The organism is Methylobacterium sp. JK268 (genome assembly GCF_054052225.1).
The window spans coordinates 42,017-68,561 of the sequence record NZ_JBSVZN010000006.1; the positions used below are offsets into that span (position 1 = coordinate 42,017).

The 26,545-nt window shown below is 73.8% G+C and carries 30 protein-coding genes; 18 read left to right on the forward strand and 12 right to left on the reverse strand.

What is annotated here, in order from left to right; genetic code table 11:
• The first annotated feature begins 99 nt into the window (after positions 1 to 99).
• From ACW9J6_RS07905 to ACW9J6_RS07920, 4 genes are all read left to right on the forward strand, one after another.
• On the forward strand, positions 100 to 864 hold the full coding sequence (locus ACW9J6_RS07905; protein WP_457115906.1) for a LamB/YcsF family protein: 765 nt from the start codon (positions 100 to 102) through the stop codon (positions 862 to 864).
• A complete protein-coding gene (locus ACW9J6_RS07910; protein WP_457115907.1) occupies positions 864 to 1,583 on the forward strand; it encodes a 5-oxoprolinase subunit B family protein in 720 nt (239 codons plus the stop codon). Before ACW9J6_RS07905 ends, ACW9J6_RS07910 begins: the two co-directional genes overlap by 1 nt.
• Positions 1,580 to 2,602, forward strand: a complete 1,023-nt coding sequence (locus ACW9J6_RS07915; RefSeq protein WP_457115908.1) for a 5-oxoprolinase subunit C family protein — start codon at positions 1,580 to 1,582, stop codon at positions 2,600 to 2,602. The genes ACW9J6_RS07910 and ACW9J6_RS07915 overlap by 4 nt, the downstream gene beginning before the upstream one ends.
• 93 nt (positions 2,603 to 2,695) lie before the next feature.
• Positions 2,696 to 3,991, forward strand: a complete 1,296-nt coding sequence (locus tag ACW9J6_RS07920; RefSeq protein WP_457115909.1) for a multidrug effflux MFS transporter — start codon at positions 2,696 to 2,698, stop codon at positions 3,989 to 3,991.
• 55 nt (positions 3,992 to 4,046) lie between these two features.
• Here the strand turns inward: ACW9J6_RS07920 and ACW9J6_RS07925 are convergent, their stop codons facing one another.
• Positions 4,047 to 4,280, reverse strand: coding sequence for a PilZ domain-containing protein (locus ACW9J6_RS07925; RefSeq protein ID WP_457115910.1), 234 nt, complete (start codon positions 4,278 to 4,280; stop codon positions 4,047 to 4,049).
• Positions 4,281 to 4,466: 186 nt separating this feature from the next.
• On the opposite strand from ACW9J6_RS07925, the gene ACW9J6_RS07930 reads away from it, so the two are divergent.
• A complete protein-coding gene (locus tag ACW9J6_RS07930) occupies positions 4,467 to 5,003 on the forward strand; it encodes a DoxX family protein (protein WP_457115911.1) in 537 nt (178 codons plus the stop codon).
• 194 nt (positions 5,004 to 5,197) lie between these two features.
• Here the strand turns inward: ACW9J6_RS07930 and ACW9J6_RS07935 are convergent, their stop codons facing one another.
• The 3 genes from ACW9J6_RS07935 to ACW9J6_RS07945 all read right to left on the reverse strand — a co-directional run bounded on the left by ACW9J6_RS07935 (position 5,198) and on the right by ACW9J6_RS07945 (position 8,204).
• Complete coding sequence (locus ACW9J6_RS07935; protein WP_457115912.1) at positions 5,198 to 6,136, reverse strand: alginate O-acetyltransferase AlgX-related protein; 939 nt, start codon at positions 6,134 to 6,136, stop codon at positions 5,198 to 5,200.
• A gap of 111 nt (positions 6,137 to 6,247) precedes the next feature.
• The gene (locus ACW9J6_RS07940) at positions 6,248 to 7,372 is read right to left on the reverse strand and encodes a PAS domain-containing protein (RefSeq protein ID WP_457115913.1); all 1,125 of its coding nucleotides are present in this window, start codon (positions 7,370 to 7,372) and stop codon (positions 6,248 to 6,250) included.
• A 154-nt stretch (positions 7,373 to 7,526) separates the two neighbouring features.
• Positions 7,527 to 8,204 carry a LuxR C-terminal-related transcriptional regulator gene (locus ACW9J6_RS07945; RefSeq protein ID WP_457115914.1) on the reverse strand — a complete coding sequence of 226 codons (678 nt, stop codon included), beginning with the start codon at positions 8,202 to 8,204 and terminating at the stop codon, positions 7,527 to 7,529.
• Positions 8,205 to 8,373: 169 nt separating this feature from the next.
• Here ACW9J6_RS07945 and ACW9J6_RS07950 point away from each other — a divergent pair, with 169 nt between their 5' ends.
• The 8 genes from ACW9J6_RS07950 to ACW9J6_RS07985 all read left to right on the forward strand — a co-directional run bounded on the left by ACW9J6_RS07950 (position 8,374) and on the right by ACW9J6_RS07985 (position 16,258).
• Positions 8,374 to 8,616 carry a DUF4089 domain-containing protein gene (locus ACW9J6_RS07950; protein WP_457115915.1) on the forward strand — a complete coding sequence of 81 codons (243 nt, stop codon included), beginning with the start codon at positions 8,374 to 8,376 and terminating at the stop codon, positions 8,614 to 8,616.
• On the forward strand, positions 8,613 to 9,998 hold the full coding sequence (locus ACW9J6_RS07955; RefSeq protein ID WP_457115916.1) for an AtzE family amidohydrolase: 1,386 nt from the start codon (positions 8,613 to 8,615) through the stop codon (positions 9,996 to 9,998). Before ACW9J6_RS07950 ends, ACW9J6_RS07955 begins: the two co-directional genes overlap by 4 nt.
• 15 nt (positions 9,999 to 10,013) lie before the next feature.
• The gene (gene hpxZ / locus ACW9J6_RS07960) at positions 10,014 to 10,436 is read left to right on the forward strand and encodes an oxalurate catabolism protein HpxZ (protein ID WP_457115917.1); all 423 of its coding nucleotides are present in this window, start codon (positions 10,014 to 10,016) and stop codon (positions 10,434 to 10,436) included.
• Between the two features lie 118 nt (positions 10,437 to 10,554).
• Complete coding sequence (locus ACW9J6_RS07965; protein ID WP_457115918.1) at positions 10,555 to 11,544, forward strand: hypothetical protein; 990 nt, start codon at positions 10,555 to 10,557, stop codon at positions 11,542 to 11,544.
• Positions 11,545 to 11,561: 17 nt separating this feature from the next.
• On the forward strand, positions 11,562 to 13,148 hold the full coding sequence (locus ACW9J6_RS07970) for an ABC transporter ATP-binding protein (protein ID WP_457115919.1): 1,587 nt from the start codon (positions 11,562 to 11,564) through the stop codon (positions 13,146 to 13,148).
• Positions 13,138 to 14,226 (forward strand): ABC transporter permease, encoded by a 1,089-nt coding sequence (locus ACW9J6_RS07975; RefSeq protein ID WP_457115920.1) that lies wholly within the window; start codon positions 13,138 to 13,140, stop codon positions 14,224 to 14,226. Before ACW9J6_RS07970 ends, ACW9J6_RS07975 begins: the two co-directional genes overlap by 11 nt.
• Positions 14,223 to 15,149: an ABC transporter permease gene (locus ACW9J6_RS07980; RefSeq protein WP_457115921.1), complete on the forward strand. Its 927-nt coding sequence runs from the start codon at positions 14,223 to 14,225 to the stop codon at positions 15,147 to 15,149. Before ACW9J6_RS07975 ends, ACW9J6_RS07980 begins: the two co-directional genes overlap by 4 nt.
• 26 nt (positions 15,150 to 15,175) lie before the next feature.
• Positions 15,176 to 16,258: a BMP family ABC transporter substrate-binding protein gene (locus ACW9J6_RS07985; protein ID WP_457115922.1), complete on the forward strand. Its 1,083-nt coding sequence runs from the start codon at positions 15,176 to 15,178 to the stop codon at positions 16,256 to 16,258.
• A gap of 104 nt (positions 16,259 to 16,362) precedes the next feature.
• On the opposite strand, the gene ACW9J6_RS07990 is transcribed toward ACW9J6_RS07985, so the two are convergent.
• On the reverse strand, positions 16,363 to 16,581 hold the full coding sequence (locus tag ACW9J6_RS07990; protein ID WP_457115923.1) for a hypothetical protein: 219 nt from the start codon (positions 16,579 to 16,581) through the stop codon (positions 16,363 to 16,365).
• 363 nt (positions 16,582 to 16,944) lie between these two features.
• On the opposite strand from ACW9J6_RS07990, the gene ACW9J6_RS07995 reads away from it, so the two are divergent.
• Positions 16,945 to 17,217, forward strand: a complete 273-nt coding sequence (locus ACW9J6_RS07995) for a hypothetical protein (protein WP_457115924.1) — start codon at positions 16,945 to 16,947, stop codon at positions 17,215 to 17,217.
• 56 nt (positions 17,218 to 17,273) lie between these two features.
• Here ACW9J6_RS07995 and ACW9J6_RS08000 read toward each other — a convergent pair whose 3' ends face one another.
• From ACW9J6_RS08000 to ACW9J6_RS08015, 4 genes are all read right to left on the reverse strand, one after another.
• Complete coding sequence (locus tag ACW9J6_RS08000; RefSeq protein ID WP_457115925.1) at positions 17,274 to 17,771, reverse strand: NUDIX hydrolase; 498 nt, start codon at positions 17,769 to 17,771, stop codon at positions 17,274 to 17,276.
• Positions 17,772 to 18,011: 240 nt separating this feature from the next.
• Complete coding sequence (locus tag ACW9J6_RS08005; RefSeq protein ID WP_457115926.1) at positions 18,012 to 18,473, reverse strand: MarR family winged helix-turn-helix transcriptional regulator; 462 nt, start codon at positions 18,471 to 18,473, stop codon at positions 18,012 to 18,014.
• 175 nt (positions 18,474 to 18,648) lie between these two features.
• Positions 18,649 to 20,031: an L-seryl-tRNA(Sec) selenium transferase gene (gene selA / locus ACW9J6_RS08010; RefSeq protein WP_457115927.1), complete on the reverse strand. Its 1,383-nt coding sequence runs from the start codon at positions 20,029 to 20,031 to the stop codon at positions 18,649 to 18,651.
• Positions 20,032 to 20,265: 234 nt separating this feature from the next.
• Entirely contained in the window at positions 20,266 to 20,613 is a 348-nt protein-coding gene (locus ACW9J6_RS08015; protein WP_457115928.1) for a hypothetical protein, read from the reverse strand.
• Positions 20,614 to 20,928: 315 nt separating this feature from the next.
• Here ACW9J6_RS08015 and ACW9J6_RS08020 point away from each other — a divergent pair, with 315 nt between their 5' ends.
• The 3 genes from ACW9J6_RS08020 to ACW9J6_RS08030 are packed head-to-tail and all read left to right on the forward strand — an operon-like array spanning position 20,929 to position 22,810.
• Positions 20,929 to 21,756 (forward strand): C40 family peptidase, encoded by an 828-nt coding sequence (locus ACW9J6_RS08020; RefSeq protein WP_457115929.1) that lies wholly within the window; start codon positions 20,929 to 20,931, stop codon positions 21,754 to 21,756.
• Positions 21,753 to 22,493 carry an AzlC family ABC transporter permease gene (locus ACW9J6_RS08025; protein ID WP_457115930.1) on the forward strand — a complete coding sequence of 247 codons (741 nt, stop codon included), beginning with the start codon at positions 21,753 to 21,755 and terminating at the stop codon, positions 22,491 to 22,493. The genes ACW9J6_RS08020 and ACW9J6_RS08025 overlap by 4 nt, the downstream gene beginning before the upstream one ends.
• Positions 22,490 to 22,810 (forward strand): AzlD family protein, encoded by a 321-nt coding sequence (locus ACW9J6_RS08030; protein ID WP_457115931.1) that lies wholly within the window; start codon positions 22,490 to 22,492, stop codon positions 22,808 to 22,810. Before ACW9J6_RS08025 ends, ACW9J6_RS08030 begins: the two co-directional genes overlap by 4 nt.
• A gap of 7 nt (positions 22,811 to 22,817) precedes the next feature.
• Here ACW9J6_RS08030 and ACW9J6_RS08035 read toward each other — a convergent pair whose 3' ends face one another.
• Positions 22,818 to 23,504 carry an SDR family NAD(P)-dependent oxidoreductase gene (locus ACW9J6_RS08035; RefSeq protein ID WP_457115932.1) on the reverse strand — a complete coding sequence of 229 codons (687 nt, stop codon included), beginning with the start codon at positions 23,502 to 23,504 and terminating at the stop codon, positions 22,818 to 22,820.
• Entirely contained in the window at positions 23,477 to 24,061 is a 585-nt protein-coding gene (locus tag ACW9J6_RS08040) for an N-acetyltransferase family protein (RefSeq protein WP_457115933.1), read from the reverse strand. The genes ACW9J6_RS08035 and ACW9J6_RS08040 overlap by 28 nt, the downstream gene beginning before the upstream one ends.
• A 193-nt stretch (positions 24,062 to 24,254) precedes the next feature.
• Here ACW9J6_RS08040 and zapE point away from each other — a divergent pair, with 193 nt between their 5' ends.
• Complete coding sequence (zapE, locus tag ACW9J6_RS08045; RefSeq protein WP_457115934.1) at positions 24,255 to 25,448, forward strand: cell division protein ZapE; 1,194 nt, start codon at positions 24,255 to 24,257, stop codon at positions 25,446 to 25,448.
• A 99-nt stretch (positions 25,449 to 25,547) separates the two neighbouring features.
• Here zapE and ACW9J6_RS08050 read toward each other — a convergent pair whose 3' ends face one another.
• A complete protein-coding gene (locus ACW9J6_RS08050; RefSeq protein ID WP_457115935.1) occupies positions 25,548 to 26,492 on the reverse strand; it encodes a GlxA family transcriptional regulator in 945 nt (314 codons plus the stop codon).
• Between the last annotated feature and the right edge of the window lie 53 nt (positions 26,493 to 26,545).

The following is a 26,545-nucleotide window of genomic DNA, read 5'->3' on the forward strand; positions in this document are numbered from 1 at the left end:
ACCACCTGGGCCCTCACCCCTACCCCTCTCCCGCACGGGAGAGGGGATCCCGCGCTCGACGCGTCATCGTTGAAGCAGTGGGAAAAGCTTGGAGATCCCATGCCCACCATCGACCTGAACTCCGACCTCGGCGAAGGCTTCGGCGATTACCGCTGCGGGGACGACGCGGCCGTGCTCGGCATCGTCACCTCGGCCAACGTCGCCTGCGGCATGCATGCGGGCGACCCGCAGATCATGGCCCGCACCTTCGCCCTCGCGCGCGAGCGCGGCGTCGCGGTCGGCGCCCATCCGGGCTTTCCGGACCTGTGGGGATTCGGGCGCCGCGTGCTGCCCTACACGCCGGCCGAGATCGAGCGCATCCTCGCCTACCAGATCGGCGCCGCCCAGGCGCTGGCCACCTATGCGGGCCACCGCATCACCTACGTGAAGACCCACGGGGCGCTCGCCAACCACGCCGCCGCCCACGAGGAGGTCGCGCTCGCCATCGCGCGGGCCGTCAAGGCCGTCGATCCGACCCTCGCGCTCCTCGCCATCGCGCTCACCGCGCAGGTGCGGGCGGGCGAGGCGCTCGGCCTCGAGACCCACCAGGAGATCTTCGCCGATCGCGGCTACACCGAGGAGGGGCAACTCGTCCCCCGCGGCCGGCCCGGCGCCCTGATCGAGGATCCGCAGGAGGCCGCCGAGCGGGTCGCCGCCATGGTGGCGGAGGGCGCGATCATCGCCGCTTCCGGCAAGCGCCTGCCGACGCCGATCCGCTCGATCTGCGTGCACGGCGATTCGCCGAACGCCGTCGCGACCGCCCGCGCGGTCCGCGAGCGGCTGGAAGGGCAGGGCGTCACCCTCGCGCCGTTCCGGCCGGCCTGATGCAGGCCCCCCGCCTCCTCGATGCCGGCGAGGCCGCGCTCGTCGCCGAGTTCGGCGACCGGGTCGACCCGGCGATCAACGACCGGGTGCTCGCCCTCGACGATGCCCTGCGGGCCGACCCCCCCGAGGGCCTGCGCGAGACGGTCCCGACCTACCGCTCGCTCATGATCCACTACGACCCCCTCGTCCTCGACCGCGAGGCCCTGGCGGCGCGGGTGCGGGCGCTGGCGGAGAGACCCGGGACGGTCCGGCACGCGGGCGCGACCTGGCTCCTGCCCTGCTGCTACGACCCGCCCCTCGCCGAGGACATCGCCGCGGTGGCGGAGGCGATCGGGCGGAGCGTCGAGGAGGTCGCCGCGCTCCATGCCGGGGCCGCCTATCGCATCTACATGTTCGGCTTCGTGCCGGGCTTCGCGTATCTGGGCGGCCTGCCCGAGGCGCTCGCCGTGCCGCGGCGCAAGACCCCGCGCCCGCCCCACCCGCCCAACGCCCTGATGATCGGCGGCGGGCTCGCGGCGGTGGCGAACATGCCGATGCCGACCGGTTGGTACGTGATCGGCCGCACCCCCGAGCGGCTCTACGCCCCCCACCGCGAAAACCCCTTCCCGGTCGCGGTCGGCGACACCCTGCGCTTCGAGGCGATCGACGCCGCCACCTTCGCGGCGCTCGACGCCCGGGCCGCCGCCGGCGAGGCGGTGGGACGCAGGATCGACCCATGACGATCGGCCTTCGCATCCGCGCCGCGGGACCCGGCGCGACCCTGCAGGATGCCGGCCGCCACGGCTACCTGCGCTACGGCTTCACGGCGGCCGGGCCGATGGACCCGCTCGCCCACGCCACGGCCAACCGCGCGGTCGGGGCGCCCCTCGGCGCCACCGCGATCGAGGTCTCGCTCGCCGGGATCGAGGTCACCGCCGAGGGTGCGCCGATCGGCGTGGCGCTGGCGGGGGGCGCCTTCCGGATCACCCTCGACGGCGAGCCGGTGCCGCCCGCCGCGGCGCTCACCCTGCATCCCGGCAGCACGCTCGCCGTCCGGGCTGGACGGGAGGGGGCGTGGTGCACCCTCGCCGTGGCCGGCCGCATCGCCGTGCCCGCCGTGCTCGGCTCGACCGCGACCCATACCCGCTCGGGCATCGGGGGCCTCGACGGGAGGGCGCTGCGGGCGGGCGACCTCCTGCCGGTCACCGAGGCCCGGCCCGGTCCGGCGGAGGTGCACTGCCTCGTCGCGCCCTGGCTCGACCGCAAGCCGGACGTGATCCGGGTCGTGCTCGGCCCGCAGGACGATTACTTCGCGCAGGACCAGGTCGCGGCCTTCCTGGCCGGCCCCTGGACGGTGACGCCGCGGGGCGACCGCATGGCCTGCTTCCTCGACGGGACGCCGCTCACCCACGCCAAGGGCGCCGACATCGTCTCGGACGGGATCGCCATGGGGGCGGTGCAGGTGCCCGGCGAGGGACGCCCGATCGTGCTGATGGCCGACCGGCAATCGACGGGGGGCTACCCGAAGATCGCCACGGTGATCGGTCCGGACCTCGGGCGGCTGGCGCAGGCGCAGGCGGGCACGCGGCTGCGCTTCCGCGCCGTGTCCATCGCCGAGGCGGTGGCCGCGCGGCGGGCGGAGGCCGAGGCCCTAGGGCCGCCGGTGCCCGCCGAGCCGCTCGTGCGCACGGCCTTCAGCCCGGAATTCCTGCTCGCGCGCAACCTCATCGACGGCGTCGTCGACGGCGGAGGGACGTGAGGCAGGGCTGGCATGTGGGCTCGCGCCTTGCGGAGGCCGCCCGCCTCCGTCAGTGCTCCGCCCGCCGGGACATGCCCGGGGGCGGAGCGCGACATGACGGCTGAGCCACGCAAGGAGACGATCCACCCGGCCGCGCGCGTGGTCGCGCCGCAGGCCTGGACCGGCCCCGGCTTCGTCGAGTTCGTGGCGCTCACCGCCTTCGTGATGGGGCTCACCGCGGTCACCATCGACAGCTTCCTGCCGGCCTTCCCGGCCATCGCCCAGGACTTCGCGCTCCGCGATCCGAACCGGCCCCAGCTCCTCGTCTACGTCTACATGCTGGGCTTCGGCCTCGCGCAGATCGCCTACGGCCCGCTCTCGGATTCGGTCGGACGGCGGCCGGCCCTGATCGGCGGCACCGCGATCTACCTCGCGGGCAGCGTGCTCGCCGCCCTGGCGCCGAGCTTCGAGTGGCTCCTCGTCGCCCGCGCCGTGCAGGGGGTCGGCGGAGCGGCCGGGCGCATCCTCGCCGTCGCCATCGTGCGCGACCGCTTCGAGGGACGCGACATGGCCCGCGTCATGTCGTTCTGCATGATGGTGTTCCTGATCGTGCCGATCCTCGCCCCAGCGATGGGCGGCCTGATCCTGGCCGCCGCCCACTGGCGGGTCATCTTCGGGGCGATGCTGCTGCTCGCCGTGGTGGCGCTGCTGTGGTTCGGGTTGCGCATGCCCGAGACGCTGCACCCGGCCTACCGCCGCAGCCTCGACCTGCGGGCGGTCGGGTCCGGCATCGCCACGGTGGCCGCGACGCGGGCCTCTCTGGGCTACGCCACGGCGCTCGGCCTCCTGACCGGTTGCATCATGGCCTATGTCGGCTCCGCGCAGGCGATCTTCGACACCGGCATCTACGGGCTCGGGCGGCTCTTCCCCGTCGCCTTCGGGCTGATCGCGGGCGCGATGGGCGTCGCCACCCTGATCAACGCCCGCCTCGTGCGCCGCTTCGGGATGCGGCGGCTCTCGCATGGCGGCCTCGTCGGGCTCTGCCTGATGTCCCTGGTCCAGATCGCCCTGATGCTGGCTTTCGCGGGGCGCCCGCCGCTGCCGCTGCTGATCCTCACCCTCGCGGGCTGCCAGTTCCTGCTCAGCTTCGCGATGCCGAACTTCAACGCCATCGCCATGGAGCCGCTCGCGGCGATCGCGGGCACCGCCTCGTCCTTCATCGGCTTCTACACGACGCTGCTCGCGGCCTTCTGCGGCCTGATCGTCGGCCAATCCTTCGACGGGACGGTGATCCCGCTCGGGCTCGGCTACTGCGCGCTCAGCGGCACCGCGCTCGTCGTGGTCCTGTGGACCGAGCGCGGGCACCTGTTCGGATCGGGCGCGATGGCAGGGACGAAGCCGCGGGGCTGATCCGCCCTCCCTGATCGAGCGGATCGCGGATGACGGTGCCGGCCCGGGCGGCGCGCTACGCCTCGTCCTCCTCGAAGTGCACGCCGATCTTCGCGGGCTGGCGCCACATCACGCGGCACGCGGATGTGCGGCGGCGGAACAGCAGCGAGAACGTGTCCGGCACGGCGAAGGGATCGGTGATCGCGATCACGGCGCCCGAATCGGTCAGAGCGTCGAGCTGGACATCGATCGACCGGCCGTGATCGAGGACGATGGCTGCTTTCTTGCTGACCAGGGATGAGTACAGCATGTTCGACTTGCTTATGATTTTCGTAAAACGACCAAAAGTAAGATATGCTGATCGTCTAAATGAAACGTAAAGGAAGGTGATACAAACTTGAGGCAAGTGCCCATGGCGGCGGCCTTTCGCCGTTAACTCCGCCTTGAGGTTGGGGGCCGAAGGATGGTGGCCGGACCATCGAGGAGAGGGACTGTCATGGCGAGCGACGGGCGCAACCCCGACAGGATCCTGCTGGCCGGTCGCGTGCTGCTCGCCGCGGCCCTGCTCCCGGCCGGGATCGCCCGGGCGCTGAACCCGTCGGGCTTCGCGCTGACGCTGGCCGCGACCGGCATGCCCTCTCCGCACGTCGTGGCGACGGTCTCGGTGATCGTCACGATCTTCGGCCCTCTGGCGCTGGCCGTCGGCATCCTGCCGCGCGCGACGGGGTGGCTGCTCGCCGCCCACACGCTGGTGATGGGGCTCCTGCTGCACCGCTTCTGGGACTTTGCCGGGGCGAACGCGCTTATCGAACGCGAATTGTTCCTCGCGCAGGCCGGGCTGGCGGGGGGCTTCGTCCTCGCCGCCTTCACCGGGCCGGGGCGGTGGAGCTGGGACGGCTGGTGGCACGGATCGCGCGGCGCGGCCGCGCCGGCCGCCAAGGGACCCGTCAAGGCAGGCCCCAAGCCGGGCGCGACGCCCTCGGCCGCCAAGCGCGGCGCGCCGCGCCCCAAGCCGGCCCGCGCGGCCGCCTGACCGCGGGGGCTTAGAGCATTTTCCGACGAAGTGGCCCCCGGTTCGTCGTAGAAAATGCGGCAAAAACAATGACCTGGAGCAGCACCCGATTGCAGCGCGATCGGGTGCTGCTCTGGTGTCTCTCACATAACTCCCGATCACCGTCGTCGCTCGCTGTGGCACCTCCAGCGCAGCGGGAGGTTTGTGAGGTGCACTCAGGGCGAGGCCGGCTGCAGCATCCCTTTGCGCTCGCGCACCAGCCGCGCCAGCATCGCGCGGTGGAACCGCTTCGGCGGCAGGCGCGCCAGGAAGCGCTCCGCGAACTCGCCGATCGCGACGTCGGGCCGGACCTTGGCCAAGTACTGGTAATCGATGCCCGGGGTCCACAGAAAGTGCACCTCCCGGAAGGTCTCGGCGAGGAGCCCCGTGAGGAAGCCGCTGTAGACCTCCCAGCGGAAATGCGAGCAGGAATCGCCGAACAGCACGATGCGGCGCGGGTCGGCCCGCGGCGACTCGTTGCGGAACACCACGTGGGTGCCGAGATGGAGTTCGCCGACGCGGCCGGCCGCCTCGAAGTCGCGCACGAGGTCGCTGGCGAAGACGCGCTCGGCGTCCCGCTGGAGCGCGTGGGGCGTGAACGTCTCGAACCGCAACGGCGTCAGCTTGTCGCCGAGGTCGCCGCAGAGGGGCCTCTCCGGGAGGAGCCGGTCGGCCCGCAGATCCTCCCGCGGAACGGCGCCGAGCCGGCGGCAGAGCGCCTCGTAGGCGACGAAGCAACCCGCATGGGTCCAATGCGTGTCGGTGCGGAAGTACAATTCGGCCTCGTCGCGCCGCGCCCGCAGCGGGGCAACGAGGTCGACATGGGCGCCCGCCGCGCCCGAGCCCCGCAGCCAGCGCCCCAGGCGCAGGGCCGGCGCGGCGGCGAGGTCGACCGCGAGCCCGTCCGTGAGCGTGTCGTAGACCGTCAGCTTCTCGGGGACGACGAGGTGGAGGTAGCGGATCCCCAGGCGGCGGCAGCGATCGGCACGGCCGACGACCACGCGCCGCCAGCGCCAGTCGTGGAGCCAGGTCCGCCAGGATCGCCGGTACTGGGCGAGGACGTCGTTGTTCCCGCCGACCAGGAACAGCCAGCCGTCTCGGCCCTCATGCACCATGCCCCCGTCCACGTCCGTCCCCTGCCGCGGGAGGTTCGCGCGTGCCGCGACGTCTGCGTCGAGCCGGCTTTCCTTCGCCGACCGGTGCTGTCGCCCGGCCCCGCGGCGCGGTCAAGGCGGCACCGGGCAGGCGGTCACGGAAGCGGCGACGCCGAGCAGGCGGATCGCACCGCCCGCCGCGCGCACCGGGCCGCCCCGGCAGGCGATCGGGCCTTCGTCCCCGGCCGCGCCCCGCGCGCGGTAGACGAGGTCGACCCGTCCGTCCCCGCGCAGCGCTGCCGCCAGCGCCTCGCGCAGGCGCGGCGCGTCCGCCGCCTCGATCCGGGCGAGCCAGGCCTCCACCGCCTCGGTCCCCGACCCGATCCGGATCGGCGCCGTCTCCGACCAGCGCACGGTCCGGGCCGCCCCGTCGACCTCCCAGGTCGACAGGCCGGCCGCCGCGACCGCGAGCCGGAGATCCGCGTCGGGCGCGTCCAGGACCGACTCGGCCGCGACCCGCGCGTCGATGTCCGAGAGGAGCCCCACCCACTCGCGCAAGGTGCCGTCGCGGTTCCGCAGCGGGACGCCGCGCGACAGCGTCCAGCGGTAGCGCCCGTCCGGCTGGCGGAGGCGATAGACCACCTCGAACGTCCTCCCGGTCCGGCGGGCGCTGCGCCACGCCGCCTCGGCCGGTCCGCGATCGTCCGGATGCACCCGGACGAGCCAGTCCTCCTCCTGCAGGACGTCCTCGGGATCCCCCGTGGGCGCGATCCAGCCGATGCCGCGCACGGGCGGGCCCTCGGCCGCTGCCCGCCACGCGACGGCGGCGCTCGCCGTCACCAGTGCCCGGTAGCGCTCCTCCGCCTCGCGCAGGCGCCGGGCCCCGGGATCGCGCTCGGGCCGCTCCGGGGACGGGGCGATCCGCTCGAAGGTCGGGTCGTAGCGCCCGAGCGGCAGGTCGATCCGCACGCCCAGAGGGCAGCCGGGATCCTCGTAGATCTGCTGGAGCACCTGCCGCAGGCGGCGCGCCTCGACCCGCACGATCGCGTCGGTCGCCGGATCGAAATGCGCCGGCCGGCCCAGGGGGTCGGTGGCGATCGTGTAGGATTTCAGGAGGTGGCCGCGGCCCGCCAGGCTCTCGCTCACCACGTAGGACAGGAACGTCGAGAGTTGCGGCGACTTGCGGAGCTGGGGTTGCTGCAGCAGCGCCCCCAGGGCCTCCCGGATGGCGTCGGATCCGATCGCGTCCCGTTCCATCGCGGCGGTCTGATATCGACATGCCCAGGGCGACCCGGCGCGCCGTCGCGCCCGGCCTCGCCCGCGCCACCTTGTTCCACGCCGGGCGCGGGGCCACAACCGGAATGATGCATGTCAGAGTTGCGCCAGGAAAAAGCGCAACCTTGCGACGCGTTCAGCTCGACAGGAGGCGCGCCCCGACCACCGCGGCGGCGGCGCGGTTCTGGACGCCGAGGCTGCGCAGGAGCGCCGCCATGTGCACCTTGACGGTGCCCTCGCCGAGCTGGAGCTGGCGGGCGATCTCCTTGTTCGACTTGCCCTCGACGAGGAGCGCCAGCACATCGCGCTGGCGGGGCGTGAGCTCCACCGAGCGCCCGGCCCGCAGCCCCTCGGCATCGGGGGCGGGCCGCGCCGCGGGCGGCCGCGCGGGGGCGTCGAGCACCGCCAGGGACGGGGGCACGTAGATCTGCCCCTCCAGGATCATCCCGACCGCGCGGGTGAGTTCCGAGGAGCCGAGGCCCTTGGGCACGTAGCCGTGCACCCCGACCTCCAGCGCCGCCAGGATCTTGCTGCGCTCGCTCGACCCGGAGACCACCGCGACCTTCACCCAGGGAAAGCACTCGCGGACGGCGCTGAGGCTTCCCGGACCCTCCATCCCCGGCATGGCGAGATCGAACAGGGCGAGCGTGATGCCGTTCGCCCGCTGGGCCAGCTGATCGAGGGCCGCGTCCAGCGAACCCGTCTCGACGACGTCGCCGAACCCGAGGCTGCGGTTCAGGATCGCCACCATCGCAAGGCGGAAGAATTCGTCGTCGTCCGCGATCAGGGCGACAGGCGCCGTCTGTTGAACCATGCTCGAATATTCCATCTCCCCCGCCCTTGTATGGGCAGGACGGGGAGATCGTCCATAGTCGGGACCGGCCGTCCACCGGCGCTTGGGCGGTGCGGGATCGCGCGCGCCGTCGCGGTCGGCATGGTCCGGACCTTGCTCGGCGCGGCGGATCTGCTGCAGGGAGATGGCCTTGACCGCGCGTCCGCCCCACGATGCTCTCGCGCCCGACTTGGCGCCCGACCTGGCGCCCTACCTTGAGGCCGCGGCCCCGCTCCTCGGACTCCCGGTCCGCCCCGAATGGCGGGAGGGCGTCGCCTTCCACCTCGCGACGCTGCTGGCCGCCGCCGAGCGCGTGGCGGGGCACCCGCTCCCGGACGAACTGGAGGCCGCCCCGGTCTTCGTTCCCGTGCCGGCCGCCGGGGCCGGCCGGTGATCGCCGGGACCGCCGCCGCCCTCGCGGCCCGGGTGGCGCGGCGGGAGGTCGGCGCCCGCGCGGTGATCGCCGCCACCCTCGACGGAATCGCCGCGCGGGACCCCCGCGTCGGCGCCTTCACGGACGTGACCGGCGAACGGGCCCTCGCCGCCGCCGAGGCCCTCGACGCCCGCCTGGCCCGGGGCGAGCCTGCCGGACCTCTCGCAGGCGTTCCCTTCGCGGTGAAGAACCTCATCGACGTTGCGGGCCTGCCGACCCGGGCCGGCTCGCGGATCAACCGCGAGCGGCCGCCCGCGACCCGCGACGGCGCGCTGGTGCGGCGGCTGGAGGCGGCCGGCGCCATCCTGGTCGGTGCCCTCAACATGGGCGAGTACGCCTACGACTTCACGGGCGAGAACGTCCACGACGGGCCGAGCCGCAACCCGCACGATCTCGCCCATATGAGCGGCGGCTCCTCGGGCGGGTCGGGCGCGGCGGTGGCGGCCGGGCTGGTGCCCCTCGCCCTCGGCTCGGACACCAACGGGTCGATCCGGGTGCCGAGCGCCTTCTGCGGCGTGTTCGGCCTCAAGCCCACCTACGGCCGGCTGAGCCGGGCCGGAAGCTTCCCCTTCGTGGGCAGCCTCGACCATCTCGGGCCGATGGCGCGCAGCGCCGCCGACCTCGCCCTCGCCTACGACGCGATGCAGGGTCCCGACCCCGAGGACCCGGTCGCGACGACGCGCGCGCCCGAGCCCGTGGGGCCCATCCTCGACCGCGGGACCGCGGGCCTGCGCGTCGCGGTGGCGGGCGGCTACTTCGCGCGCGGCGGCGATCCCGACTGCTTCGCGGCGGTGGCGCGGGTCGCGGACACACTCGGCGCGACCGCCAGCGTAGAGATCCCGGAGGCCGCGCGGGCGCGGGCGGCGGCCTACGTGATCACCGCCGCGGAGGGCGCCGCCCTCCACCTCGACCGCCTGCGCAGCCGCGCCGCGGAGTTCGACCCGGCCGTGCGCGACCGCCTGATCGCCGGCGCCCTGATCCCGGCCCCCCTGATCGAGCGGGCGCAGCGCTTCCGGCGCTGGTACGCGGGCGCCGTCGCGGCCTTGTTCGACTCCGTCGACGTGATTCTCGCCCCCGCCACGCCGTGCCGGGCGCCCCGCGGCGGCGAGACCACCCTGGTCCTGGACGGCGTGGCGATGCCACTGCGGCCGAATATCGGCGTCTTCACGCAGCCGATCTCCTTCGTCGGGCTGCCGGTCGCCGCGGTCCCGGTCTGGCTCGATGGCGGGCTGCCCCTCGGCGTTCAGGTGATCGCGGCGCCCTGGCGCGAGGACCACGCGCTCCGCGTCGCCCACGCCCTCGAAGCGGCGGGCGCGGCGCGCGCGCCCGTCGCCCCCCTCTGACGCGGAGACTCCATCATGACCGGCCAGGACGACCCGAGCGCCCTCGCGGTCGACGACCCCGAGGTCAGGGCCGAGGTCGAGGCGGCCTTCGCGGCCTACGAGGCCGCCCTCGTCTCCAACGACGTCGCCACGCTCGAGGCGCTGTTCTGGGACGATCCCCGCACGATCCGGTACGGCGCGGGCGAGAACCTCTACGGCATGGAGGAGATCCGCGCCTTCCGGCGCGCCCGCTCGCCGGCCGGCCTCGCCCGCACCCTGTCGCGCACCGTGATCACTACCCACGGGCGCGACCTCGCGACTGCTATGACTTTGTTCCAGCGTGCCGGGAATCCGGGCATGGTCGGTCGGCAGAGCCAGACCTGGCGGCGCTTCCCGGACGGCTGGAGGGTCGTCGCGGCCCATGTCAGCGTGATTTCCGAGCCCGTCTCGCCCTCGTGATTGTGACGCCAACGTCACACCTCGGCCCGGCGTGAGCCGGTGCCCGCCGCATCTGGCCCGCGTGGCACAGCCGTTGCCAAGCAGTGCCCAAGTCATCTCGGGGGTCGAGGAGAGAAAAATGCTCAAGCGGGGGCTTGTTGGAATGGTATTCGGTCTTGCCTTACTGGGGCAGGCCGAGGCGGCGGACGTGCCCGCCAAGGATCAACCGGTCCCCGCGGCGCCCGCCGCGCCGGTGTCGTTCTTCCTGTTCGCGGATACGCAGGTCAGCTACCGCTACCAGTTCCCCGCGGCCGAGCCCGGCGTGCAGGTGGTGCGCCCCGACGGCTCCGTGCGCAACCAGGACATTCCCAAGCACATCCTCAACTTCTCCCACGCCGATGCCTGGGAGTACGGCACCAACTTCTTCTCGCTGGATATTCTCAAGTCCGGGTCCCAGGATCCCGCCGGCACCACCAACGCGCCGGGCGGCTTCGCCCTATACGGCTACGGCGCCACGGAGGCCTATGGCCTCTACCGCGGCACGCTGAGCCTGAACGCGCTCACCGGCACCAAGGCCTTCGCGATTCCCGGCCTGATCAAGGACGTCTCGCTCGCCTTCGGCTTCGACGCCAACAGCAAGGACACCCCCTTTGGGCCCAAGAAGCGCGACGTGGTGGGGGGCTTGAGCTTCTCGGTGGACGTGCCGGCCGGGTTCCTGAACGCGACGGTCCACGCCTACAAGGAGTGGAACCGCAACGGCTTCAACCCGCAGCCGGGGCGGGACGTGAGCTTCGACGTGGTGCCGGAATTCGAGATCGTCTACGCTTTCCCGCTGGCCTTCACGAACCTTCCGCTGAGCCTCGCGGGCTTCAACAACATCGTGCTGCCGAAGGGGCGCGGCGTTCCGGCCGCGCTGGCGGCGACGAACCCGAAGACGGGCCTCGAGTTCCTGTCGCGGACGAACCTCGTTCTGGATGTGGGCAAGCTGGTCTGGGACAACCCGAACCGCCTCGACGCGTTCATCGGGTTCCAGTACTGGCTGAACAAGTTCGGGAACGTGGAGACGCCGACCTTCAAGGGAACCGAGGAGAAGGCGTTCCTGGCCGGCATCGCCGTGCACCTGTTCTGAGGAGGCCGCCCACCGCCATGGCCGACCCCACTCCCCTCTTCGGCGCCTACGGCATCGTCAAGCGCTTCGGCGATTTCGCGGCCAATGACGGCGTCGACCTGGAGATCCGCGCGGGCGAGATCCACGCGCTGCTGGGCGAGAATGGGGCCGGCAAGTCGACCCTGATGAAGATGCTCTACGGCCTGCTGGAGCCGACCTCCGGGGCGCTGACGCACCGGGGTGACCGGGTGCGCATCCCGAGCCCGGAGGCCGCGCGGGCGCTCGGCATCGGCATGGTGTTCCAGCACTTCTCGCTCTGCGAGAACCTGACCGTGATCGAGAACGTCGCCCTGGTGATGCCCCGCACCACCGGGATGGCGGCCCTGCGTGCGCGGCTCGCGGCCGTGACGCAGGCCTACGGCCTGCCGCTCGATCCCGACCGGCCGGTCTGGTCGCTCTCGGCGGGGGAGCGCCAGCGCATCGAGATCGTCCGCTGCCTGCTGCAGGATCCGGCGCTGGTGATCCTCGACGAGCCCACTTCGGTGCTCACGCCCGGGGAGGCCGAGGGGCTGTTCGGCGTGCTGGAGCGCCTGCGCGACGAGGGCCGGGCCATCCTCTACATCTCGCACAAGCTCGAGGAGGTGCGCCGGCTCTGCACCCGCGCCACGATCCTGCGGGCGGGCAAGGTCGTGGGCGCCTGCGATCCCCGCCGGGAGAGCGCCCGCTCGCTCGCCGCCCTGATGGTCGGCGAGCAGGTCGCCGAGGTCCGTCCGCCGGCCCGCGAGGCCGGGCGCCGGGAGCGGTTGCGGGTCGAACACCTGTCGCTGCCGGCGCCGGGCCTCCACGGCACGCCCCTGCGGGACGTGGCGCTCAGCGTGCACGAGGGCGAGGTGGTCGGCATCGCGGGAATCGCCGGGAACGGCCAGGCGGAATTCTTCGCCGCTCTCTCGGGCGAGGTGCAGACCTCCGCCGAGGCCGTGCGCATCGATGGGACGCCGGTGGGTCGCCTCGGCATCACCGCGCGCCGCCGCCGGGGCGCGGCCTTCGTGCCCGAGGAGCGCAACGGGCACGGCGCCGCCCCGGATCTCAGCCTCACCGACAACGCCCTCCTGTCGCGTCACGCGGGGACGGGGCTCGTCCGGCACGGGATCATCGACCGGCGCGCCGTCCGCGCGCTGATGCGGGCCATCGTGGCGGCCTTCGACGTGCGCAAGGCCGGACCCGATCCCGCCGCCCGCACCCTGTCGGGCGGCAACCTGCAGAAATTCCTGGTCGGGCGCGAGATCCTGGCCGAGCCGGGGGTGCTGGTGATCAACCAGCCGACCTGGGGCGTCGACGCGGCCGCGGCCGCCCGCATCCGGCAGGCCCTCCTCGACCTCGCCGGGCGGGGGGCGGCCGTCGTCGTGATCAGCCAGGACCTCGACGAGCTGTTCGAGGTCGCCGGCCGCATCGCCGTGCTGCATGCGGGCCGCCTCTCGCCCGCCCGGCCGGCCCGCGATCTCACCCGCGAGGCGGTCGGCCTGATGATGGGCGGCGCGAGTGAGGCGGCACCGGCTCCGCAGGAGGCATCCCCGGCCCCGCAGGAGGAGGCACCGGCTCTGCAGGAGGCGGCCCGTGCGTCTTGACCTCGCGCCCCGCCCCCGGCGCTCGCGGCTGATGGAGGGCTTGAGCCCGGCGCTCGCCTTCCTGGCCGCGGTTCTCGTCGGGGGCATCGCGGTCGCCGCGATGGGCCGCTCCCCCGCCGCCGCCTTCGCGACCTACTTCGTCGCCCCCCTGAGCGAGCTGTGGTCCCTGGAGGAGGTGGCGCTCAAGGCCGCGCCGCTGGCGCTCATCGCGACCGGGCTCGCCTTCTGCTACCGCGCGAACCTCTGGAACATCGGCGCCGAGGGCCAGTTCGTGGTCGGCGGCCTCGCGGGCGGGATCGTCGCCGTCGCGACCCACGGCATCGAGGGCGGCCCCCTGGCGACGGCCTGGATCCTCCCCGCCATGCTCCTCGCCGGCACGCTGGCGGGTGCGGCCTACGCGCTGATCCCGGCAGTGCTGCGGGTGACCCTCGGCGTGTCGGAGATCCTGACCAGCCTGATGCTGGTCTACGTGGCGGAGCTGCTGCTCGACTATCTCGTGCGCGGCCCCCTGCGCGACCCGGCGGGCTACAACTTCCCGCAGAGCGTGAGCTTCGACGACGCGGCCCGCCTCGCGCCGCTGATCGAGGGCGAGAACCTGCACGCGGGCGTGGTGATCGCTCTCCTGGCGGTGGTCTTCGCCGCGGCCCTTCTGGCTCGCACCCTGTTCGGCTTCCGGGTGCGGGCGGTCGGCGCCGCCCCGCGGGCGGCGCGCTTCGCCGGGTTCAGCGAGGCGCGGCTGACGCTCGCGGTCTTCGCGGTCTCGGGAGGCGCCGCGGGGCTCGCGGGCATCGCCGAGGTGGCGGGCCGGATCGGCCAGCTGCAACCCTCGATCTCCCCCGGCTACGGCTTCACGGCGATCATCGTGGCCTTCCTCGGCCGTCTCTCCCCGGTCGGGATCGTGCTGGCCTCCCTGGTCATCGCGCTCACCACGATCGGCGCGGAGGGCGCGCAGATCGCCCTGAAGCTGCCCCTCGACCTCACCCGGGCCTTCCAGGGGCTGCTCCTCGCCCTGGTGCTCGGCGCCGACGCCCTGGCGCGCTACCGGGTGCGCCTCGTGCCGGGAGGGCCGGCCGCGTGAGTCTCGACCTCGTCCAGATGGTGCTGTTCACCATCGTCACGGCGGCGACCCCGCTCCTCCTCGCCGCCACGGGCGAACTCGTCGCCGAGCGCGCGGGCGTGCTCAACCTCGGCGTCGAGGGCATGATGGTGCTCGGTGCGGCGCTGGGCTTCGCGGCGGCGGTCGAGAGCGGCTCGACGCTGGTGGGCGCGCTCGCCGGGATCGGGGCCGGGATGGCGCTCGCCGCCTTGTTCGCCCTGCTGACGGTCGGGCTCGCGGCGAATCAGGTCGCCTCCGGCCTCGCCCTGACCATCCTGGGGCTCGGCCTCTCCGGCCTCGCCGGGGCGCCTTACGTCGGCCTCAAGCGCGACCCGGCCCCCCACCTCCACCTCCCGGTCCTCACAGATCTGCCGGGGATCGGCCGGCTCATCTTCGGGCAGGACGCCTTCGTGTACGCGGCGGCCGCCCTCGTCGCCGGGGTCGGGGCCTTCCTGTGGCGCAGCCGTGCGGGCCTCGCGCTCCGGGCGATCGGGGACGACCACGACGCCACCCACGGTCTCGGCCTTCCCGTTCGGCGCACCCGCGTGCTGGCGGTGCTGTTCGGGGGCGGCTGCGCCGGCCTCGCGGGGGCCTACCTGTCGCTGGCCTACACGCCGTTCTGGGCGCCCGCCATGACGGCGGGCCGCGGCTGGATCGCGCTCGCCCTCGTGGTCTTCTCCTCCTGGCGGCTCGGGCGCCTGATCGGCGGTGCGCTGCTCTTCGGGGGCGCCACGGTGCTGCAGCTCCACGCCCAGGCGGCCGGGATCGGTCTCCCCGGCCAGGCCCTCTCGGCGCTGCCCTACCTCGCCACGATCCTCGCCCTCGTCGCGCTCTCGCTCGGGCGGCGGGCGGGCGGCTCGACCGCACCGGCCGCGCTCGGCCGCGTCTTCACCCCGCCGCGCTAGCCGCGGCCTGCCAGAGGAACTCACGCATGAAACGGATCGTCCAGGGCGCGCTGCGGGGCGCGGCGGCGGGACTGCTGGCTCTGGGCCTCGCCGCGGCACCGGCGCGGGCGGCGGACAAGCTGAAGGTCGGCTTCGTCTATGTCGGGCCGGTCAGCGATTACGGCTACTCGTTCCAGCACGACCAGGGCCGCAAGGCGCTGGAAGCGGCGCTCGGCGACAAGGTTCAGACCACCTTCCTCGAATCCGTGCCCGAGGCCGACAGCGAGCGCGCCATCGAGGGCCTCGCCCGTTCGGGCCAGGACCTGATCTTCACCACTTCGTTCGGCTTCATGGAGCCGACCCTGCGGGTCGCCAAGAAGTTCCCGAAGATCAAGTTCGAGCACGCCACCGGCTACAAGCGGGCGGCCAACGTCGGCACCTATTCGGCCCGGTTCTACCAGGGACGCTACGTCTGCGGTGAGATCGCCGCCCGGATGACCAAGACCGGGACACTCGGCTACATCGCCTCCTTCCCGATCCCCGAGGTGGTGAGCGGCATCAACGCCTTCATGCTCGGCGCGCAGTCGGTGAAGCCCGACATCAAGGTCAAGATCGTCTGGGTGAACACCTGGTTCGACCCCGGCAAGGAGGCGGAGGCCGCCAAGGCCCTGCTGGCGCAGGGCGCCGACATCCTCTCGCAGCACACGGATTCCGCCGCCCCGCTGCAGGAGGCCGAGAAGCAGGGCAAGCTCGGCTTCGGTCAGTCCTCCGACATGATGCGCTTCGCCCCGAAGGCGCAACTCACCTCGATCGTGGACGATTGGGGGCCGCACTACGTGGAGAGCGCCAAGGCGGTCCTCGACGGCAGCTGGAAGAGCCGGGACGTCTGGGACGGCATGAAGGAGGGCGCGGTGGTGCTCGCGCCGTTCGCCAACATGCCCGACGACGTCAAGGCGGCGGCCGAGGCCCGCGCCAAGGCGATCAAGGACGGCAGCTTCCACGTCTTCACTGGGCCGATCACCAAGCAGGACGGGACCCTGGCGGTGAAGGCGGGCGAGGTCGCCCCCGACCCGATGATCCTCGGCATGAACTGGTACGTGAAGGGGATCGACGACAAGCTGCCGAACTGACCGCCAGAGCAGTGTCCGATCATGGTGTCATCGGACACTGCTCTGGGCTTTTGATTTTACGCATTTTCTGCGACGAACCGGCATCCACTTCGTCAGACAACGCTCTAACGAGCGTGCCCGCGGTGTCCGTGATGCCGCCGGTGCCCGTGCCGCACGCCCGGCCGGCGCCAGACGCCCCTGCCCGCGAGCCCGCCGGGCGCCGTGACCCGGGGCTGCCCGGCCGGCGGCGTCAGCGTGCCCTGCGCGGCGGCGAGCGGGGCGAAGAGCAGGGCGCCGCCCAGGAGTGCGGAGACGAGAGCGGAGAGCAGGATCGGACGGGGCATGGCACTCCTCGGCGCGGGACCCGGGGGCGGCGTCCCGCGCACGGCAACGATCCCGGCGCCGGAAGGCTCCCGATCCCGCCGGCCCGGGGCGCGGCGCGGATCGGCCCGTGCGTTCGCGCACATGCCGAACGGATGGGCACAGGTCCGTGACGAGGGCGGTCGCAGGTCGGCCTGCGGTCCTGGAATACCATGATCTGGCAATACGTTGTTGGTCCTGCGGCGCGCGCGGGCCCGCGCGCCGGGTGCCTGATCGGTGCTCAGCCCCTGCTCACCTCGACGCCATCGACCCTCGCCGGCCGGGGGAACGTCCCCCATCTGCTGCGATTGATGGGGCAGCCCGCCCGCCGGGAAGGACCGATCGTCATGCGCATTCCTCGTCTCGCCACCGCCCTCGCCGCCCTCGCCCTCTCGACCGGCGGCGCTCTCGCCCAGAGCTACACCGCCCCCGCCGGCATTCCGGCAGCCACCGCCCCGGGTGGTCTCGAGGGTGCGGCCGGGTGGCGCAACGCCGCCCAGGCCATCGAGGACCGGCAGGGCATTCCCGTCCGGGGCTTCTCCGCCGACCGCGACATCGCCACCGGCACGGTGGTCGTGCGCCCGCCGCGCTGGCGCCGGCCGGCCTATGGCGTCGAGTAAGGCTGAGTCCCGCGTGACGGCGGGCGCGCGGGGAGCCAGGAGACCGCCCCGCGCGCTCAGGCCGGTCGTCTCTTGCCTTCGGCCCGACCGCGGCCGGCCACGGCGCGGATGAGGCCGGCGAGGCCGGGCTCGCTCACGGCCTCGGCCGCCTCCGACGGAGAGAACCAGCGGCCCTCACGCTCGTGACGCTCGGGCCAGTCCTTGAGCTGCTTGCGAACCTCCAGGCGGAACACCAGGACCTGACAGAGCACCTTGTCGCGGCTCTTCAAGCGCTTGTCGTAGAAGTAGCTGCCGAGGGAATGCTTCTCGACCCGCCCGATCAGCCCTGCCTCCTCGTAGGCCTCGCGGGCGGCGGCCTCGTGGTGCTTCAGACCCTTCATGGGCCACCCCTTGGGGATCACCCAGCGGCGGGTCTCGCGGGATGTGATCAGGAGAACCTGGAGGTTCCCATCCGGACCCTTGCGCACCGGGAGCGCGCCGACCTGCCGCCGCGGGGCCGCCGCGCCCTCGGCCCAGCCCAGGACGGCTGCCGTGAGATTGCGCAAGCTCCTCATCCCTCAATCCGGGCCGAGGCTAGCCGGGCGCGATCCGACCGGACCCGAGTCGCTCGCGGCCAACCGACCCGGGCCGATGCCCGCCGGCATCGCGGGGAGCGGCGCGCGGGGGGAGGGGGAGCGGAAATCACGGGACGGGCGGGCGGCGCGGGGGAGGGACGAGGCGACGGTCCTCCATAGGGCAGGGACGCCCAAAGACTCAAGCGGTATTCATTTCCCGGCTAACAAAAAGCCGCCGGGTCAGGCCTCCGCGCTGAGCGTGGTGATGAGGTCGTCGAGCCGGATCCGCAGCTCGGCGATCTCCGCCTCGCTCATCTTGAGCTGGCGAACGATCTCCCGGCGCACGGCGACCGCCTCGTCCCGAAGGGCAAGCCCGTCCGGTGTCAGCCCGATCTCCACCTCGCGCTCGTCCTCCTGGCGCCGGGTCCGCCGCACGAAGCCGGCCGTCTCCAGCCGCTTGAGCACCGGGGTCAGGGTGCCGGAATCGAGGCGCAGGCGACGCCCGATCTCGGACACCGTCAGGGCGTCAGTCTCCCACAGGACGATCAGCACCAGGTATTGCGGGTAGGTCAGCCCCAGCCGCTCCAGGAGGGGCCGGTAGCACTTCGTCATCCGGTGCGAGGCCGCGTAGAGCGCGTAGCAGAGCTGGTTGTCGAGACGGAGCGTGTCCACCCCCGACACGATGGGCTCAAGAGACGTCATTCGCCACACCATACGATTCACGCGCAGAGCCTCGGGCCGCCCGCGCCTGGGAACTCATCGCGCGGATTGAACAGATCACGCGCGTAAACGATGTCGATAGCACGAAATCGCCGGCCGACGAACTGATTTGCTGGTGCGCTATCGGAAAATCCGTTTTGCCGCACGAGGTTCCCGGTCACGGGTGGGCGTCGCGGAGCTGCTCCGCGAAGGCCGGCTCGTCGTCGAGGGCGCGCAGGTCGAGGCGCAGCGCCCCGTCCGCGATCCGGCCGAGCACGGGCACCGGAAGCGCCCGGAAGCGCGCGGCGAGCCGCTCCGGCCAGGCGCCTGAGGCGCGTCCGCCCGCCGGCCGCAGCACCAGGGCGGCGCTGGGCAGCGTCTCGACCGGCAGCGAGCCCGAGCCGACCTGGCTCAGGCACGCCTCGACGGCGACCTGCGTCCCCGCGCCGAGCGCCGCGGACAGGACGGGCGCCAGCCGCTCGGCCTCCTCCCGGATCTCGGCCTGCGGACGGGTGAGGAGGCGCAGGGTTGGCAGGCGCTCGCGCAGCCGCTCGGGCTGCAGGTAGAGGCGCAGCACCGCCTCCAGGGCCGCCAGGGTCATCTTGTCGACGCGCAGGGCCCGCTTGAGGGGGTCGCGCCGCACCCGCGCCACGAGGTCGGCGCGCCCGGCCACGATCCCGCACTGCACGCCGCCGAGGAGCTTGTCGCCGCTGAACAGGACGAGGTCGGCGTGCCGAAGGGTCTCGGCGACCACCGGCTCCCGGGGCAGGCCGTAGGCCGAGAGGTCGACGAGGGCACCGCTGCCGAGATCGACCGCGAAGGGCAGGCCGCGCTCCCGGCAGAGGGCGTGCAGGGCGGCGGCCTCGGGCGCCGCCGCGAAGCCGTGGATCGCGTAGTTGCTCGGATGCACCCGCATCACCAGGCCGGTGCGCGGCCCGAGGGCGGCGGCGTAGTCGGCGAGATGCGTGCGGTTGGTGGTTCCGACCTCGACGAGGCGGCATCCGGCCCGCGCCATGACGTCGGGCATCCGGAAGGCACCCCCGATCTCGACGAGTTCGCCGCGGGAGACCGGGACCTCGCGGCGGCGCGCGAGGGCGGTCAGGACGAGGAGCACGGCCGCCGCGTTGTTGTTGACGACGGTCGCGGCCTCGGCGCCCGTGAGGCGGCAGACGAGCGCCTCCGCGTGCGCGTCGCGCTCGCCGCGCCGACCGGTCGCGAGGTCGAATTCGAGATTGGTCGGCCGGGTCATCGCCGCCGTCACGGCCCGTGCGGCCTCGGCGGGCAGGAGGGCCCGGCCGAGATTGGTGTGCAGCACCGTCCCGGTGAGATTGAAGACCGGCCGCAGCGAGGGTGCGAGCCACGCGTCGAGCTGATCCTGCGCGGCTTGCGCCAGGGCGTCGAGCGGCGGGGCGGGCAGCCGCGCCGCCCGGATCTCCGCGAGCACGGCCCGCACCGCCTCGGTCACCAAGCTGCGGCCGTGCTCGCCCGCCCGCACCACGAGATCCGGGTGGCCGAGCAGGCGCTCCACGGCAGGGAGCCGGGTGGGGGAGGGGAGGTCCATCCGGGCCGCGGCCCTCACGCCGGCGCGGGGCGGGCGGGATCGGCGCGGCGGCTCTCGGTCATCGTCACCCTCTCGGATCCGCGACGCGCCCGGTACCGGAACCGCCGCCGCGGACAGATAGGTGGGGGCGCTGCCCGCGCCGCCAAGGGGATCTCGCCGAAGAGGATCTCTCCGAAGGGGATCTCTCCGAAGGAGATCTCGCCGAGGGGGATCGCGGCGCCGTCGTCGGCCCGGTCAGCGGCGCCCGTCGAGGGGCCGGATGCGCCGCTCGACCAGCGGACGCACGACCTTGCGCTCCACGATCACCGTCCGCGGCCCGCGCATCCCGGAGCCGGTGCTGATGATCCGCTCGGGCGACCGATCGGCCTTCGGCTTCACGGCCTTGAGCACGTGCGGCCGGACCTCGTCCGGCGGCAGGCCGATCAGCCCGGCGGCGATCTCGACCTGCTGCTCCAGGTCGTCGGCGAGATCCTGCGCGGCGGCAACGGCCTCGGCCACCGTCGGCGGTTCCTTGCGGATGCGGATCGGCGGCAGCGGGCGGGTCTTGTCGGTCGGCTTCTTCACGGGGCGGCTCATCGTCATGAGGGGACTATAGCGCGTCCGCGCCTGATATTGCAGTGCAGCACGACGCTTTGCCGCCGACCGTGGCGGGGCGGTCACCCGCCCGTCCAGCCTGGCCGGACGCTATCCGCCCCAAGCGCCTCGCGAATCCGCTCCTTCCCGGCAACACGTCTGGACCGTCCGGGTGGCACCCGGTCATATGGTCGCAGGCTCTTCCCATGCGCTCCGGTCCTGACCGCCCCCGGCCCGCCGCCCTTGCCGGGCCGCCGCGACGTTGCAAAACTCGTCCGCGTGACCGCGCCCGCTCCATCGACCCTCACCCGGGATCCCCGGCTCATGCCGGCCCGCCCCGACCTCGCCGATTCGCGCCTGCGCGGCCTCGTGGAGGCGGCGCGATTTGTCGACGGGATGCCCCGCCGGGTGGCGGCGGCGCTCGCCCCGCTCCGGCGGGCGCCCCGCGACGACGCCGCCCTCGACACCGAGGCCCTTCGCGGGGAGGCGGTCACCGTGTTCGAGGTGGCGGAGGGCTGGGCCTACGCGCAGCTCGACGCCGACGGCTACGTGGGCTACCTGCCGGCCGCCGCCCTGGGGGCGCCGGACCCGGTCCCGACGCATCGCGTCGCGGCCCTGCGCAGCTTCGTCTACCCGGCCCCCGACCTGAAGCGCCCCCCGCTCGCGCCTGTGAGCTTCGGGGCGCGCCTCGCCGTCGAGGGGAGCGAGGGCGCCTATGCCCGGCTCGCCGGGGGCGGCTACGTCTACGCGGCGCATCTCGCGGACCTGTCCCGGCGCGAGAGCGATCACGCGGCCACCGCCGCCCGCTTCCTCGGCACACCCTACCTCTGGGGCGGCCGCTCGAGCCTCGGCCTCGACTGCTCGGCGCTGGTGCAGCTCTCCCTGGGGGCGGCGGGCCTCGCGGCGCCCCGGGACGCCGACCTGCAGGAGGCGGAGCTGGGAGCGCCGGTGGCGCGCGACGGGATCCGGCGCGGCGACCTCGTGTTCTGGCGCGGCCATGTCGGGGTGATGCTCGACGCGGAGCGCCTCGTCCACGCCAACGGCCACCACATGGCGGTGGCGATCGAGCCGCTCGCCGAGGCCGAGGCCCGGATCCTCGCGGCGGGCGGGGGACCGGTCACGGCGGTCCGCCGGCTCGCGCCGGCCGCGTGACCGGGGCGGCACCCGCGCCGGCCCTGCGGCGGGAGGCGGCTCCCTTCACCCGCGCCGGGATCCTCGCGGGCATCCGGTTGGGCCTGCCCGTCTGGCCGAGCATCGCGGTGTTCGGCGCGGCCTTTGGGGCCGCCGCGGCGCAGCGCGGCCTGAGCCTCGGCGAGGCGGTCGGGATGAGTGCCTTCGTGTATGCGGGGGCCGCCCAGATGGTGACGCTCGAGGTCTGGTCGCGGCCCTGGTCGGTGAGCGCGCTCCTCGCCGCGATGAGCGTCACGGCGCTCATCAACGCCCGCATGATCCTCATGGGAGCCACCGTGCAGCCCTGGCTGCGCGGCACGCCGGTCTGGCGCACGGCGCTGACCCTGTTCTTCCTCGTCGATGCCGGCTGGCTCATCGGGATGCGCCACCGCTCCGAGGGCGGGCGGGACCTCGGGGTGCTGTTCGGGGCCGGGTTCGGGATGTGGCCGCTCTGGATCGCCGCCACGGCGGGCGGCCACCTCGCGGGCGGGCTGGCGACCGATCCCCGCGCCTACGCCCTCGACATGATCATGCCGATCTTCTTCGCCGCCATGCTGGCGCCCCTGTGGCGGGGCGTCCGCCCGGCCCTGCCCTGGCTCGTCTCGGGCGTGGTCGCGCTCGGCGTGCAGCGCCTCGTGCCGGGCTACGGCTTCATCGCCGCGGGCGCGCTCGCCGGCCTCGTCACCGGGGCCCTCCTCGACGACGGCACGCCCCGGTGAGCGCCGACCTTCTCGCCGGCCCGGCCGGCTCCGTGCTGGCGGCGGCCACGCTCGCCGCGGTCACCTACCTGTGCCGGTCCTCCGGCGTCGTGCTGATGAGCCGCGTGCGGCTGACGCCCCGGGTCGAGCGGGCCCTGCGGGCGCTCCCGGGCTCGATCGTGGTCGCGACCGCGCTCCCGACCGGGCTCGCCGCGGGGGGGCCGGGCATCGCCGGCCTCGTCGCGGCCGCCGCCGTGATGGCGCTGACGCGCATCGAACTCGCGGCCATCGCCGCCGGGCTCGCCGTGGTGGCGCTGGGGCGCTGGGCGGGCCTGTGAGCCGCCCTCACCAGGGCAGTGTCTCGCCCCGGTAGTCGAGGTAGAGGCAGCCCTTGTGGCCGAGTTGCCGCTCCAGCACCTCCGCCATCCCCTCGACGCTGGTGCGCACGTCGATATCCGCCTCCGGTCCGCCCATCTCGGTGCGGACCCAGCCCGGATGCATCAGCACCACGCCGAAGGGATCGCCCCGGTGGCGCGCCTCGAAGCTGCGGGCGAGGGTGTTGAGCGCCGCCTTGCTGGCGCGGTAGGTCTCCCAGGTGCCGCCGTCGTTGAGCGCGACGCTGCCGAGGATCGAGCTCATCAGCACCACGAGCCCGCCCGGCGCGACCAGCGGGGCCAGGGTCTCGGCCGCCCGCACCGGGCTCAGGGCGTTGGTCTCGTAGACCCGCAGGGCCACCGCGCGGTCGATCTGCGGCGCGGGCACCTGCGCGTCCGGTGCGATGCCCGCGACGATGAACACCACGTCGAAGGACTGCCCGTCGAGCCGCCCGCGCAGGCCCGCGACGGACCCGTCGTCGTCGATGTCCACCGTCTCGACCCGGGCCGCGCCGGATCCGGCCGCCGCGAGCCCGGGCGCGGGGCCCCGGGCGGTGGCGGTGACGTCCCACCCGCGGGCGAGGAGCGCCTCGACGAGCCCGAGTCCGAGCCCGCGCGAGGCGCCGATGATCAGTGCCGACCTGCCCTGCTTGGCCATGTCCGATGTCTCCCGTGTTCGCCCACAGATAGGGCGCCGAGCAGCCACGCCGCGATTCCCGCCCGCGGCGGCGGGGCGGGAGCGAGGCGTACGAGGGCGTGCGCCTCGTAGCCGGCGATGACCGGCTCGGCGCCGAGCCGGCGGGCCAGCGCCAGGAGGGCGGCGTTCGTCGGGAGCGCGCGCAGGTGCATCGCCCCGACTCCCGCCTGGCGGGCCGCCGCGCAGAGGCGCCGTCCCAGGGCGGTGCCGAGGCCGCGCCGCCGGAATCCGGGCTCCACCGAGAAGGCGGCCTCCGCCTCCGGGGCGAGACCGCCCGGACCCGTCGGCCGCAATTCCGCGACGCCCCGCAGGGTTCCAGCCACGAAGGCGCCGTAGACGAGCCCGGCGCGGGCCGGGGCAGCCTCCCCGTAGGCCCGGGCGCCGGCCTCGCTCACGGCGCCCATGAAGCGGTTGAAGCGCGAGGCCGGGTCGAGCCGGCCGAAATGCGCCGCCAGAGCGGCGCGGTCGCCCATGCCGAGGCGGCGGATCGACGGGATTCCGTCGAGGATGTGGATCATGTCTGTCACTCCAGGATCGCGCTCGCGCGCTCCGTCCCGGACGTCGGCCTCCCCGCCGCGAACCTGCCGCGGCGCGATGGTGCAATGCAGCAGGATCCGGGCCGTTCCGGCCGGACCGCCCCGCTTCCCGCGCATGCATCCGCCCCAAAACCACCGCATTGCGTGCCCCGGGCGCGCGGGCTAAGCGGGGCCCGTGACACACGGCACCGCTTCCCCCGGCCCGGTCGCGGCCCGCTACGACGCGCTCGTCGCCGAGGGCGCCATCGAGCGCGATCCCGCCCAGCAGCACCTCGTCGCCCGCCTCGACGCCCTTGTGGCGACCCTGGCGGAGGCGCTCCCGCCCCCGAAGCCCAGCACCCTCGGCCGCCTGTTCGGGCGGCGGCCGGAGCCGGCGCCGGGGCCGCGCGGCCTCTACGTGTGGGGGCTGGTCGGGCGCGGCAAGACGATGCTGATGGACCTGTTCCACGAGGCGGCGCCGGGCACGAAGCGCCGGGTGCACTTCCACGCTTTCATGGCGGACGTGCACGACCGCATCCACCGCCACCGCCAGGCCGTCAAGGCGGGGCGCGCCAAGGGCGACGACCCTATCGCGCCGGTCGCCGAGGACCTCGCCGAGGAGGCGCGGCTCCTGTGCTTCGACGAGTTCACGGTCACCGACATCGCCGACGCGATGATCCTCGGGCGGCTCTTCACCGCCCTGTTCGGCCGCGGGGTCGTGGTGGTGGCGACCTCGAACGTGGAGCCGGACCGGCTCTACGAGGGCGGCCTCAACCGGGCCTTGTTCCTGCCCTTCATCGCGCTCCTCAAGGAGCGGGTGGAGGTGGTACGGCTCGATTCCCGCACGGATTTCCGGCTGGAGAAGCTCGGCGGCTCGCCCGTCTACCACGTGCCGGCGGACGAGGCGGCGGCCGCCGCGCTGACGCGGGCCTTCCGGGCGCTGACCGGGCAGGCCGAGGGCCGCCCGGCGACGATCGCCGTCAAGGGCCACGAGGTGTTCATCCCGGAGGCGGCCGCGGGCGTGGCGCGCTTCACCTTCGCGGATCTCTGCGCGCGGCCGCTCGGCGCCTCCGACTACCTCGCGCTGGCCCAGCGCTTCCACACGCTGATCGTGGAGGGGATCCCGGTGATGGGCCTCGCGCAGCGCAACGAGGCCAAGCGCTTCATCACGCTGATCGACGCCCTCTATGACACGCGCACCAAGCTCCTGGCCTCGGCGGCGGCGGAGGCGCCGGACCTCTACGACGCCGAGAGCGGCCGCGAGGTCTTCGAATTCGAGCGCACGGTGTCGCGGCTGATCGAGATGCGCTCGGAGGAGTACCTCGCGCTGCCGCACGGGCGGCCGGATTCGGAGGCGTCGGGCAGCACGACGGGGCTGGTCGAGACGTAGAGGGACACCGGCGCGGGACCGTCCGTCCGCGGGCCGGATCCCATCGACGGAACCCCGTCTCGGACCCGTGCGGGCCCGAGACGGGGTGCCCGTCAGGTATCAGGCCGCCTCGACGGCGCGGTCGCCGCGGCGCAGGGTCTGGGGCGCCTGGTCGTAGAGGCGCAGGAAGGCGCGGCGCATCCGCTCCCGGTCGGCGAAACCGACTTCCGTGGCGATCACGCCGAGCGACTCGGTTCCCTCCACCAGCATGGCGCGGGCGGCCTCCGCCCGGAGGCGCTCGACCACCTTGGCGGGCGGCTGGCCCACCGCCTGCCGGAAGGCGCGGCTGAACTGGCGAGGCGAGAGCCGCGCGGCCTCGGCGAGGCGCGCCACCGTGAGATCCTCCCGGAGGTGGCGCTTGGCGTAGTCGAGCACCCGCCGGATCCGGTCCGGGCGCGGGTCGAGATCGAGCAGGGCCGAGAGCTGCGGCTGCCCGCCGCTCCGGCGCCGGTCGAGGAGCATCCGCCGCGCGACCTCCCGCGCGGCCTCGGGGCCCAGATCCTCTTCGATCAGCGCCAGGGCGAGGTCGATGCCCGCGGCCATGCCGGCGGAGGTCCACAGGGTGTCGTCGCGCAGAAAGAGGCGGTCCGTCTCGATCCGCGCCGCCGGATGGCGGGCCTGGAGGTCGGCCGCATTGCGCCAGTGGGTGGTCGCCCGGCGCCCGTCGAGGAGGCCGGCCGCCCCGAGCACGAAGGTGCCGGTGCAAGTCGCCGCCACGCGCCGGGCGTGGTCCGCCTGCCGCGCCACCAGCGCGGCGAGGCCCGGCGACACCTCCCAGGGTGCCGCGAAGGCGCCGACGAGCAGGGTGTCGAAGGGGGCTTCCGGGAACGGCTCCGTGGCGATGCAGAAGCCGGCCGCGGTCGGCACCGGGCCGCCCGCCTCCGAGACGACCCGGATGGCGTAGCAATGCCGCTCGGCGATCGTGTTGGCGGCCTGGAAGGCCGCGAGGGCCGCGAGCGCCATGAGCTGCACCCTGGGCGCGACGACGAGGCCGATGGTGCGCATGGGCGATGTCCGGTGGCGAGGGTCGCGAGCCGCGTCCCGGGCGTCGTCCTCCG